Genomic DNA, 12,311 nt, shown 5'->3' with positions numbered 1-12,311 from the left:
AATATGAGCAATATGCCCTAGCAAGATATGTGCTGCAGGTCTTTTTGACCCGAACTGTTTTTTGGCGGCATCGCTCCGACGCCCGGCCTCGCCCTGCGATGCCGGGCGTTTGCCATGGGGGGTGGCGCAGGGCGTGCGGGGGGCCTTATGCTGGCCGGGGCCCTGTGATGGGTCGGCATTTGCTTGTATCGTCGGTTTTCTCGTGTCCTTCGTGCTCATCCATCCCCATGGACATCAAGACCCTGCGCCTTTTCGTGGAAATCGCCAAACACGGCAGCTTCGCCGAAGCGGCCAAGGTGGTGTGCGCCACGCAGTCGGCGGTCAGCAAGGCGATGAAGGGCCTCGAATCCGAGATGGGCGTGCAACTGCTCGCGCGCTCGGGCCGGGGCAAGGGCCTCACCGCTGCGGGCAACCTGCTGCTGCGCCGCGCGGTGAACATCCTGCATGAGATGCGCGGGCTGGAGGGCGAACTGGCGGAAATGCAGCAGGTGCAGCGCGGAAGCCTGCGCATCGGCTTTCCCCGCATGGGCACCAGCGCGTACTACGCGGGCCTGTTCACCGAGTTCCGGCAGCGCTTTCCCGCCATCGACGTGGCCATGGTGGTCGAGCCGCTGGACCGGCTGGAAGCGCAGCTGCGGGCGGGCGAGGTGGATCTGGCGGCCCTGGTGGCCCCGGCCGCGCACGACTTCGACTGGCAGCATGTGCGCACCGAGCCCGTGGTGGCCCTGGTGCCGCAGGCCTTCGTACCCGTCGGCACCACGCGCATTTCGCTCGCGGAATTGGCGCAGTGGCCGCTCATCCTGTTCGAGGAGGGCACGACCGTGAACCAGGCCCTGCTGCAGGCCTGTGCGCGGCAAGGCGTGCGGCCCCGCGTGTCGGTGATGGGCACGGGGCAGGTCGATTTCATGGTGCAGCTGGTGGCGCAGCAGCTGGGCGTGATGCTGCTGCCGCGCGTCATCACGCGCTGGAGCAAGCACCCCGGCGTGTGCTACCTCGACGTGGACGATCTGTCCTCCATCTGGCACTTCACCCTGGCCTGGCGCCGCGGCGTGCCCCACACGCCCGCGGCGCGCGCCTGGCTGGACCTGGCGCAGGATTACTTCCAGGTGCGCCAGCTCGACTGCTGAGCCCCGCCATCGGGCGGGAGCGCCGGCTCAGTAGGCGCCCGACGAGCCGATCAGCCGCTGCGCGGGCGCCGGCAGCGCGCCATGGCGGCCGTTGCTGCTGCTGCGGGCGGTGCCAGTCGGGGTTCCGGCCGTGCCGGCATCGGTATCGCCCGGCAGGCGGAACTGGGCCACCATGCGCGAGAGCGATTCGGCCTGGAACTTCAGGCTGTCGGCGGCGGCAGCGCTTTCCTCCACCAGTGCCGCGTTCTGCTGCGTGACCTGGTCCAGTTGCTGCACCGCATCGCCCACCTGGTTGATGCCGCTCGATTGCTCGGCGCTGGCCGCGCTGATCTCCGACAGCAGCGTGGACACCTGCGTGACCTGCGCCACCACCTCGTCCATGGTGCGCCCGGCCTGGGCGACGAGGTCGCTGCCGGTGCTCACGCGCGAGACGCTGGCTTCGATCATCGCCTTGATCTCCTTGGCGGCCTCCGCCGAGCGCCCCGCGAGGGATCGCACCTCGCTGGCCACCACCGCGAAGCCGCGCCCTTGCTCGCCGGCGCGGGCCGCCTCTACCGCGGCGTTCAGCGCCAGGATGTTGGTCTGGAAAGCGATGCCGTCGATCACCCCGATGATCTCCGCCATGCGGCCGGAACTCTGCTGGATGTCCTGCATGGTGGACACGACGTTGCCCACCACCGAGCCGCCCTGCGTGGCCACGGCCGAAGCGCCGGAGGCCAGCTGGTGCGCGCGGCGGGCCGAGTCGGCGTTCTGCTGCACGGTGGAGGTCAGTTCTTCCATCGACGCTGCGGTCTCTTCCAGGTTGCTGGCCTGTTCCTCGGTGCGCTGGCTCAGGTCGGCGTTGCCGTTGGCGATCTGCACCGACCCCGTCGCGATGGAGTCGGCGCTCGTGCGCACGTTGCCCACGATCTGCACCAGGCTGGCGTTCATGCGCTGCAGCGCGTTGAGCAACTGGCCCACCTCGTCCTTGCTGTTCGCCTCGATGTGCGACGTCAGGTCGCCCGCCGCCACGGTCTCGGCGATCTGCACCGCGCGCCCGATGGGCCGGGTGATGGATCGCGTGATGAGCCAGCCCAGCACGAACGACACGGCCACCGCCGCGCACGCGATGGCGATGATGAGCTGAAAGCCCGTCTTCACCTCGCGGTCCGCGCCGTCGCTGGCCTTGTCCATCTGCAGTTGCTGGTGATCGGACATCTTGTCGATCGCTGCCATGTAGGCCAGCTGGTTGCGCCGCAGCGTGTTGGCCAGCAGGCCCTTGGCTTCCTCGGTCTGGCCTGCGCGGATCAGTGAAAGGAAGGCGTCCACGTCCTTCACATAGGCGGACCGCTGCTCCTGCGTGTCTGCGAGCAACCGCTTGCCCATGTCGCTTTGCACCGTGGGCGTGAGCTTGGCGTACATGCCGGTGATGAGTTCGCGGCTGCCTTCGATGCCCTTGATCTCCTGCGCCCGCTGGGTTGCGTCATCGAAGATCACCAGGTTGCGCACGTAGCGGGCCTGCTGATCGACCTCGTCGGAAATCTCGTTCAGCAGCCGGACCTTGACGTAGTAGTCCTTGGTCACCAGCGTCAGCGCCTGGTTGACATTGCTCAAGGCCGACATGGAGATGCCGGCCACGAGGAGCAGCAACACGATCGTGGAAAGAAATGCGAGCGTGATGCGGGGGCCGATGCGCAGGTTTCCGAAGAATCGGTGGTTCATGGACGTGCTCTTTCTTTCTTGGTGGGCTCAGAAAAAAATGCGCCACCCGCAAGTGCCGGGGCGGAGTTGCAGGTGGCGCGCACTTCGATGCTTTCCTCTTGCGGCGTGCGGTTCGCCCCATGGGTCAGCCGCTTCGGCTTCTACCCCCCCTCCCTGTCCATCTGCGTGGAAACTTGCTGGCAGTGCAATGTCGTTCGTAAGTTTATGTTTCAGATTTTCAAATCCAAAGCGAAATTTTGGAAAGCAACACGTGCCAATTTCGCATGTCTCGCCAAACGCCGCATGTGGCGGCCGGCCATCTTCCGAAGGGTGGTGGGGCTCTTTCCCATGCGGGCCAAGGGGTGCTTCCGCGAAAACGTCCAGCCATGAAAAAAGCCTGCTCCCGCAAGGCGGGGGCAGGCTTTTCGATGGACGCGGCCCAGGGGCGGCGGCAGGCTGATTACAGCGAGTCGATGAAGCTGCGCAGCTTGTCGCTGCGGCTGGGGTGCTTGAGCTTGCGCAATGCCTTGGCTTCTATCTGGCGAATGCGCTCGCGCGTCACGTCGAACTGCTTGCCGACTTCTTCCAGCGTGTGGTCGGTGGACATCTCGATGCCGAAGCGCATGCGCAGCACCTTGGCTTCGCGCGGCGTGAGGCCGTCCAGGATGTCCTTGACCACATCGCGCAGGCCGGCCTGCATGGCGGCATCGATCGGGGCGGTGTTGGCACCGTCCTCGATGAAATCGCCCAGGTGGCTGTCGTCGTCGTCGCCGATCGGCGTTTCCATGGAGATCGGCTCCTTGGCGATCTTCATGATCTTGCGGATCTTGTCTTCCGGAATCTCCATCTTGGCCGCCAGGATGGACGCATCGGGCTCGAAGCCGAACTCCTGCAGATGCTGGCGCGAGATGCGGTTCATCTTGTTGATCGTCTCGATCATGTGCACCGGAATGCGGATGGTGCGCGCCTGGTCGGCGATCGAGCGCGTGATGGCCTGGCGGATCCACCACGTCGCGTAGGTCGAGAATTTGTAGCCGCGGCGGTATTCGAACTTGTCCACGGCCTTCATCAAGCCGATGTTGCCTTCCTGGATCAGGTCCAGGAACTGCAGGCCGCGGTTCGTGTACTTCTTGGCGATGGAGATCACCAGGCGCAGGTTGGCCTCGATCATTTCCTTCTTGGCATCGCGCGAGGACGATTCGCCCTCGTTCATGCGCTTGTTGATGTCCTTGAGCTCGGGCAGCGGCACCACCACGCGCGCCTGCAGGTCCATCAGGCGCTGCTGCAGTTCCTGCACCGGCGGAATGTTGCGCTGCAGCACGGTGCTCCAGGGCTTGCCGGACGCCGCCTGCTTTTCCACCCACTTCAGGTTCAGCAGGTTGGGCGGGAATTCCTTGATGAAGGTTTCCTGCGGCATGCCGCACTTGTCCACGATGATGCGGCGCAGCTCGCGCTCCTTCTTGCGCACGTCGTCCACCTGGCCGCGCACCATGTCGCACAGCTTCTCGATGGTCTTGGCGGTGAAGCGGATGGTCATCAGCTCGGCCGACAGGGCCTGCTGGGCCTTCATGTACGCGGGCGTGCCGTAGCCTTCCTTGTCGTAGATCTTGTGGACCTTCTCGAACAGGTCGCGCATGGTGTCGAAGCGGGACAGGGCTTCGCGCTTGAGTTCTTCGAGCTTCTTGGTCAGCGCCTTGGAGCCGCCCTTGCCGTCGTCGTCGTCCTCTTCGTCGAATTCGTCGAAGTCTTCTTCGGCCACGTAGTCGTCGGCTTCATTGGGGTTGGAGAAGCCGTCCACGATGGTGGAGATGACGACCTTGCCCTCGCGGATCTCTTCGCCCATGTTCAGGATCTCGGCGATGGTGGCGGGCGATGCGCTGATCGCCTCCATCATGGCCTGCAGGCCGCCTTCGATGCGCTTGGCAATTTCGATTTCGCCTTCGCGGGTCAGCAGTTCCACCGTGCCCATTTCGCGCATGTACATGCGCACGGGGTCGGTGGTGCGGCCGAATTCGCTGTCCACGGTGGACAGGGCCGCTTCGGCTTCTTCTTCCGCTTCCTCGACGGTCGCCGCGGTGGGCGTCACGTTGTTCTGGAACAGGGTCTCGGCATCGGGCGTCTGCTCGTACACGGCCACACCCATGTCGTTGAGCATCGTGACCACGACTTCCATCGTCTCAGCATCGACCAGCTTGTCGGGCAAGTGGTCGGAGATTTCGACCTGCGTCAGGTAGCCGCGCGTCTTGCCCAGGGTGATCAGGGTCTTCAGGCGCGAGCGGCGCTTGGCCAGGTCTTCCTCGGACAGGACGGTCTCGTCCAGACCGAATTCCTTCATCAAGGCGCGTTCCTTCGCCTTGCTGATCTTCATGCGAAGGGGCTTGACCTTCTCGACCGTGGCCGTGGGGGTGGCTTCGGCTTCGGGTTCGCCTTCGAGGTCGGCCTCGATGTCGGACAGGTCGGCGTCGTCGCCCACCGCATCGTCGTCCGCGCCGGCCTTGGGCTTGCGGCCCCGCTTGGCAGGGGCCTTGTCGGCTGCGGCGGCGCCGGCGGCCTTGGCCGGGCGGCCGGGGCGCTTCTTGGGCGTTTCGTCGTCAGCGGAGGCCACGGCGGCCTTGGCGCGGGCGGGCTTCTTGGTTTCTTCGGAGGCTTCGGCCTTGTCAGAGGACTTGTTCACGGGCACGGTATGGACTTTCTTGGCGGCTGGAGCAGCGGCGGCCAGGGCCTTCTTGGGCTCGGTCGTTGCGGCTTTGGCAGCAGGTTTGGAAGCGGCCTTCGCGGCGGTGCCTGGGGCGGACTTGGGCGACTTCGCGGACTTTTGAGCAGGCATGGACACCTCAGGATCAAAAACGGACACAAAGAAAACGCAAGCGCCATGGATCCCGGCGCGGGTGGCACGGCAAAGGCCGGAGCCTTCGCGGTTCGAGGGAGCGACCCTCAGGGGCAAGATGTGTGGGCGAACATTTGGTGTGCAGTCCTTGCGGTGTGAAGGGCGGTCGTGCGTGTGTGTCACGGTTGCCCGGCCCGGAGGTGCTGCTGTCGCTCTTGCCGATGAACCCTACATTATAGCGGCCCAGGGGGATTTCAAGCCGGCTTGAGCGAAATTCCGCGCAATGCCTTGAGCCGCTGCTCCAGGGCCTGGTACTGCGCCAGTGCCGCCGGGTCGCGCGCCGCCAGCAGGATGAGCTCGTTTTGCTGGCGCTTGAGTTCCTCGATGAGCATGCGGTCGAGCAGGTCGCGCAACTCGGCCCGCAGTTCCTGCACGTCGCCCTCGGTCTGGGCGTGCGAGCCGGTCATCACCCGTTCCGCCAGCCCCTCGCATTCGTGCCCGCGCAGGCTCTCGCGCAGCACGGCCCAGGCCAGCGGACCGTGCTCGTGCAACTGGCCTTCCAGCCAGGTGAACAGGGGCCCGTGTGGTGCCGCCTGGGCGCACAGCACCGCATGGTCCTCGTGGGCCAGGTCTTCCAGGAACTCCATGTGCGACAGCAGAAGCCGCACCGCGTGGTCCGTGCGGCTCGCCGCCGGGGTGCGGGGCAGGCGCGGCTGGATGGGGCGCTCGTCCTCCTTCTTCCAGCGGCCCTTGCCTTTCCAGTCGCCGTTGTTCTTGCGAAACGGTTTGGCGGCATAGCCCTGGCCGCCGCCGGGCGGCTCGCCGGCCGGGGCCCAGCCGGCGTCCTGCGCGGAGGCGCCCCAGGGCGGTTCGTCGGCGTAGGCGGGTGGGGGAGCGCCACCGGGCGCCGCGCGGTGCGCGCCGCCGCCCTGGCGGCTGGCGTCCTGCGCTGCGGCCTGGTTCCACAGGTCGGACAGATCGCGCGCGTCGAGCTGTCCCTGCTCGGCCAGTTCGGTCAGCAACTGCCGCTTGAGCGCGCCGTCGGGCAAGGCGGACCACAGTGGCCGCGCGTTGCTCACCATGTGGGCCCGGCCTTCGGCGGTGCCCAGGTCGCAGTTCTCGCGGGCCGCCTCCAAAAGGAAGCGGCTGAGCGGCAGCGCCTCGCCCACCTGGCGGGCGAAGGCGTCGGTGCCGTGTTCGCGGATGAAGCTGTCGGGGTCGTGCTCGGCCGGCAGGAACAGGAATTTCACGCTGCGCGTGTCGGTGGCGTAGGGCAGGGCTCCGTCGAGCGCCTTGCGCGCCGCCCGCCGCCCGGCCGCGTCGCCGTCGAAGCTGAACACCACGGTGTCGGTGAAACGGAACAGCTTGTGCACGTGGTCGGGCGTGCAGGCCGTGCCCAGCGTGGCCACGGCGTTCGGGAAGCCGAGCTGCGCCAGCGCCACCACGTCCATGTAGCCCTCCGTGACCAGCACGTAGCCGTGCTCGCGGATGGCGGTGCGCGCCTCGAACAGGCCGTAGAGTTCGCGGCCCTTGTGGAACACTGGCGTTTCCGGCGAGTTGAGGTACTTGGGCTTGTCGTCGCCCAGCACGCGCCCGCCGAAGCCGATGCATTCGCCCTTCACGTTGCGGATCGGGAACATGACGCGGTCGCGGAAGCGGTCGTAGCGCTTGTCGTCCTCCTCGTTCACGATCACCAGGCCGCTTTCGGCCAGCAGGGGGCTGTCGTACTCGGGGAACACGCTGGCCAGATTGCGCCAGCCCTCGGGCGCGTAGCCCAGGCCGTAGCGCTTGGCCACCGTGCCGGACACGCCGCGCCCCTTGAAGTAGCCCACCGCACGCGGCGAATCCTTGAGGTGCTTGCGAAAGGATTCGCCCGCTTTCTCGAGCACGTCCGTCAGCGTGGCCTGCTTTTGCCGCTGGGCGGCGGCGCGCTCGCGCTCCTGGGGCGAGACGTCGTCCTGCGGCACCTGCAGGCCCACTTGCTGGGCCAGGTCCTGCACGGCCTCCACGAAGCCCATGCCGGCGTGCTCCATGAGGAAGCTGATGGCGTTGCCGTTCTTGCCGCAGCCGAAGCAGTGGTAGAACTGCTTGGAGGGGCTGACGCTGAACGAGGGCGATTTTTCCCCGTGGAAGGGGCACAGCCCCATGAAGTTGGCGCCGCCCTTCTTGAGCTGCACGTAGCGGCCGACGATGTCGACCACATCGACGCGGGCGAGCAATTCCTGGATGAACGACTGGGGGATGGACACCCGGCGATTGTCCCCCAACGCGCCGGTGCCGGCACCCGCCGGTCGGCCTGCGTGTCAGTTCGCCTGGTGGCGCGCCTCGCGCGGGCTGAGGCCGAAGCGGCGCTTGAACATGCGCTGGAAGGTGGACGGGTCGGAAAACCCGCACCGCAGCGCGATCTCCGAGAGGCTGGGCCGCTCAGTGCCGGCCCCCGCGGTCGCGGTGATCTGCTGCCAGGCGGCCTCCAGCCGGGCGCTCCAGATGGCCGCCGCCACGCCTTCGCCGTGGCGTGCGAACAGTCGGTACAGCGAAGCACGCGAGCATTCCAGCAGCACCGCCAGCCGCTCGGCACCGAAGGCCGGGTCGCCGCAGTGGCGCCGCACCAGGCCCCAGGCCGCCCGGTACAGGCTGTCGTCGAAGCGGCCGGCATCGGCCTGCAGGCCGGCTTTCTGCGATGTCTGCAGCAGGGCCAGGGCCATGTCGGTGCAGGCTTTCAGCGCCACGGTGCGTTCGTCGATTCCCATGCGCGGCGCCTCGCGCCAGGTGGCGGCCATCAGGGTCTGCAGCACGCTGCCCAGGCCCGGGCGCTGCGGCAACTGGTCGGGCAGTGCGAAGCCGGGGCCCAGGGTGTCGTGGATCGTCTTGCGCGACACGATGAGGGACATGTCGCGGTGCCGGGAGCGCCGGATCTCCACGGGCCGGGCGTAGTCCACGAGGTAGAGCATGCCGGCCGAGATCTGCTGCGCTCCGTGGTTTTCCTGGGTGGCCCAGTCGCACTCCACCATCAGCGACAGGCTGATGTCGTCCGCGCCGTCCCGGCGGCACATGGCCTCGGTGCGCACGGCATGCACGGCCTCGCTCGCGTGCTCGACCAGATCGGCCCCATGGCCGACGATGCGACGCAACCGCCCGCCGAACGCCGCTCCGTCCGGCGCGTCGGACTCGGGGCGCATGCGGCTGAGCACCGATTCCCGCCAGAAGTCGAGGCGCTCGCCCGAGGGGATGGGGTCGGTGGAGACCTCCACCAAGGTCCCTGAAACGTGCGGACTGGCGAGCGCAGCATGGCGGCGAGGTGGATGGGCATCGGAAGCCGGACGGATCTCGTTTGCCATGAATTCCCTTCGGCGGTCTGTTGCTTTTTGTGTGTTTCCACTCGAAATGTAGTGCACGCGCGACAGGCCGAGAAAAAACCCTCCGCGCCGAACGGGGTCGAAATGGACCCCGCGTCTCACCCTTTGGGCCTGGCATGGCCGCCCGTCTCAATGGGCTGCACGGAGGGCTCTGGCCGCAGCGTGGGATGGAAATCCCCACTGGATCAGCGGGTTGAAACGGCCGGGGCGAAACGTCACGATGCACCGGTGGGCGGGAGGCCTGCCGCCCGATTCCGGGCGAAAAACTGCGTCATCACCCCAATGGACCGGCCTGCCGGACACAACTTATGCACCCTGTAGACAGCCCCCTCGACCCCCTGCAGCATCTTGACCTCGTCCGAAGCTGCGGCGAAGGCGGACTCGGCCCTGCACCCCATGCGCTGTCGGTACCGGTCCATGCCGAGCCGGGCGGCCCGGGCCAGGGCACGCTCACGGTCTTCGGCGCGGGCGGCCAGACGCTGGTGCAGACGGCCTTCGACGGCCATGCCACGGTGCTGGTGCACGCGGCGCAGGGCGGCCTGCGCCTCGTCCTGGACCTGGGGGACGGCCTGCACCTGGCCGCCCGGCTCGAGGACTACCGGTCCGGCACGGCGGTCGTGCTGTCGCCGATCTCCACGCTGGTGGATGCCTACCTCGCCACGCAGCCAGGGATGGCGCTGGCGCTGGCCCAGGCACGCGTGCTGGAGTCGCTGGGGCTGCCGCCCGACCTTCCCGTGGGGACTCTGGGCTTCAGCCTGGACCGCGACCGGTTCGATGCGGACCACTTCCACCAGGCCGCGCGCGGCGCGGGCGGCACGCAGGCGCTGGCGCGGCAGGTGGCGGACGGCATCGACGCCACGGTCTCCGTCCAGCGCTTCGGACGGAACGCGGCCGGCCTGCTGGGCGCCGACAAAAGCCCCGACGCCACCATCAAGGACCTGGTGGATGGCTTGTCCGGCAACTTCAAGGACTGGGCCGGCGGCAAGGTCAAAGGCTGGCTCATGCGGGTCAGCGGGATCAACAGCTTCCTGAACGAACTGGGGCTGGGTGAAGGAGAGGACACCACCGCCAAGCAACTGCAGGCGATCACGGCCGAGATCAAGCGGCTGAGCGAGGCGATCGACAAGGTGCCGCGGTCCACGGCCTACATCGCCCGCCTGACGGCGCTGGAGGTATTGAAGGCGTTCGTGCAGGACAAGACCGAGTTGCTGGCCAGCGCGGCGGGGGATGCGCCGCCGACGGCCGACCAGCTTCAGGAGCAATTCGTCAAGTCCGTGAATGAAAGCCTGGTGCTGACCCAGCTGCACGACAACCAGGTGGGCTCCGGTGCCGATGCCAAGGGGCTGATCCGCCTGCTGCTGGACGACCACCCCAAGTTCTATTCGGGCCGCGCCGGAACGGCCTATGACGACCTGCTGTTCAACGCCTTCAACCAGGCGCGCGCGCTGCAGGCCCAGGCGCTGAACCTCAAGGTCGAGGCCGCCCATGCGGGCGATCCGCCGCAACTGGACAAGGCGGAGCGGCACCTGGACGAGTACCACATTCACCTCAAGCGCCAGCGGCTGATGTACCCCAACGGGCTCAAGCCCTTCGCCGACGGCAGCATCCTGGACCGCGACACCGGCCTGATGTGGAAACCGGAGATGTTCGAGTACGACGGTCTGGAAGGGCTGATGGCCGACCCGGCGAGCGCGGGCAATCCCTGGCGCCTGCCCAGCATCACCGAACTGCAGAGCCTGATACCGCCGAACGCCGTGCGCCATCGGCTGCCTTCCGGCGAACAGTCGGCTGCGACGCCTCAAGTCATGCGGTATTTCGGTTTCAAGCCGCAGTCGTACCAGCAGGACGGCACCACCCATTACCGGCATTTCGCCGACCTGGGGCAGGCGGGGTCCAGGCCGTACAAGATCCTCGGCCCGGGCTACATCGTCACCCGCAACGCCTACACGCGGCGCGATCGCCACTGGGGCCAGTCGGACTACGAACTGCGCACGCTGGTGATGAACCTCTACAACGGCGACGAGGAAAACATCCGCATCAAATTCTGCCGTGGCGACGGCAAGTGCTATACCCAATACGGCTCCTCGCAGCCACCTGTGCCTTGGACCATGCCGGTGCTGTACGTGCGCACGCCGCCCGTTCCCGTGGAGTTCAAGGTCGAGTTCTACGAAGGTTTCAAATCCACGGCCGACACGGCGCAGGGTTGGGCGCTGGTGCGCTACTCCGACAGCGGCGAGTGGAAGGACGTGACCCAGGATGCCATCTGGAGCGTCGAGGGCGATAACGCGTCGGACGTGCACGTGTCCAACCACGAAGGCACCAGCGCCCAGCTGCCGCCCGGCTATCCAGGCGAGCTGTGCACGTCCAGCCCCACCGAGATCGGCCACAACCGCTACGCGCAGCCGCAGCCCCAGTGGTTGAACCCAGGCCTGCCGTTCACTGCGGTGCACGACGGGTATTCCCACACGCTGGCCGTGCGCGAGGGCGGCGCCGTGGTGGCCTGCCGGCCCGTGGTGTCGCCGGAGCACGGCGCCGACCGCGTGGGCGTGTCGGGCCTGCCGTCCCCCGTGGTCCAGGTGGCGCAAACCGAAGCCGCCGCATTCGCGCTGCAGGCCGACGGCACGGTGCGCTCCTGGGGCATGGCGGCCTACGGGCAACTGGGCCGCGTGACGGCGTCGCGCGAATCCGGCCCGCAGGCCATCGAAGGCCTGGGCGCCATCGCGCACCTGGCGCCCGGCCATGCGCACGTGCTGGCGCTGGACCGTGCCGGCCGCGTCTGGGCCTGGGGGGCCAACGCGGCCGGCCAGCTCGGCAACGGGGCACTGACTGAATCCGCCGTGCCGGTGCGGGTGGACTTGCCCGGGCGCATCGTGCAGGTGGCCGCGGGCGACACGCACAGCTTCGCGGTGGACGCGCAAGGCGGGCTGTGGGCCTGGGGCTCCAACCAGTACGGGCAATCGGGCGATGCGGCCGCGCGCTATTTCGCCCGGCCCGTGCGGGTGCGCACCGGCTTTGCCGTGGCGCAGGTGGATGCGGGCATGTTCTACACCGTGGCGCTGTCGCGCCAGGGCGATGTGTTCGCATGGGGTTGGAACGGCATGGGGCAGCTCGCGCGGGACGGCATGGCCTTTTCCGCCAAGCCGCTGCGCGTGCCGGCGCTGCGCGGCGTGCAGCAACTGGCGGCCGGATCGGGCCACGTGCTGGCGCGCACCGGCACCGGGCTGCTCGCCTGGGGCGACAACCGCTCGTCCGCCTGCGGGGCGTTTCCGTCCACCGCCGTGCAGGTCCGTCCCCATCCCATCGCATTCGCCTGAAGGCCCG

Annotated in this window: 6 protein-coding genes; 2 read left to right on the top strand and 4 right to left on the bottom strand. The window is 67.6% G+C overall.

Annotated elements, in window-relative coordinates:
- Positions 1 to 227 precede the first annotated feature (227 nt).
- Complete coding sequence (locus AVAK2825_RS21655; RefSeq protein ID WP_284402518.1) at positions 228 to 1,127, top strand: LysR substrate-binding domain-containing protein; 900 nt, start codon at positions 228 to 230, stop codon at positions 1,125 to 1,127.
- A 27-nt stretch (positions 1,128 to 1,154) separates the two neighbouring features.
- On the opposite strand, the gene AVAK2825_RS21650 is transcribed toward AVAK2825_RS21655, so the two are convergent.
- From AVAK2825_RS21650 to AVAK2825_RS21635, 4 genes are all read right to left on the bottom strand, one after another.
- The gene (locus tag AVAK2825_RS21650; RefSeq protein ID WP_284402517.1) at positions 1,155 to 2,828 is read right to left on the bottom strand and encodes a methyl-accepting chemotaxis protein; all 1,674 of its coding nucleotides are present in this window, start codon (positions 2,826 to 2,828) and stop codon (positions 1,155 to 1,157) included.
- Between the two features lie 439 nt (positions 2,829 to 3,267).
- Positions 3,268 to 5,634, bottom strand: a complete 2,367-nt coding sequence (gene rpoD / locus AVAK2825_RS21645; protein ID WP_284402516.1) for an RNA polymerase sigma factor RpoD — start codon at positions 5,632 to 5,634, stop codon at positions 3,268 to 3,270.
- A 254-nt stretch (positions 5,635 to 5,888) separates the two neighbouring features.
- Positions 5,889 to 7,883, bottom strand: coding sequence for a DNA primase (gene dnaG, locus AVAK2825_RS21640; protein ID WP_284402515.1), 1,995 nt, complete (start codon positions 7,881 to 7,883; stop codon positions 5,889 to 5,891).
- A gap of 54 nt (positions 7,884 to 7,937) precedes the next feature.
- The gene (locus tag AVAK2825_RS21635) at positions 7,938 to 8,972 is read right to left on the bottom strand and encodes a helix-turn-helix domain-containing protein (protein WP_284402514.1); all 1,035 of its coding nucleotides are present in this window, start codon (positions 8,970 to 8,972) and stop codon (positions 7,938 to 7,940) included.
- 326 nt (positions 8,973 to 9,298) lie between these two features.
- Here AVAK2825_RS21635 and AVAK2825_RS21630 point away from each other — a divergent pair, with 326 nt between their 5' ends.
- A complete protein-coding gene (locus tag AVAK2825_RS21630; RefSeq protein ID WP_284402513.1) occupies positions 9,299 to 12,304 on the top strand; it encodes an RCC1 domain-containing protein in 3,006 nt (1,001 codons plus the stop codon).
- Positions 12,305 to 12,311 lie beyond the last annotated feature (7 nt).

The sequence above is a fragment of the Acidovorax sp. SUPP2825 genome, assembly GCF_030158995.1.
Classification (GTDB): domain Bacteria; phylum Pseudomonadota; class Gammaproteobacteria; order Burkholderiales; family Burkholderiaceae_C; genus Paracidovorax.
Note: the sequence above shows the minus strand (reverse complement) of the source record. Positions and strands in the feature narration are given on the sequence as shown.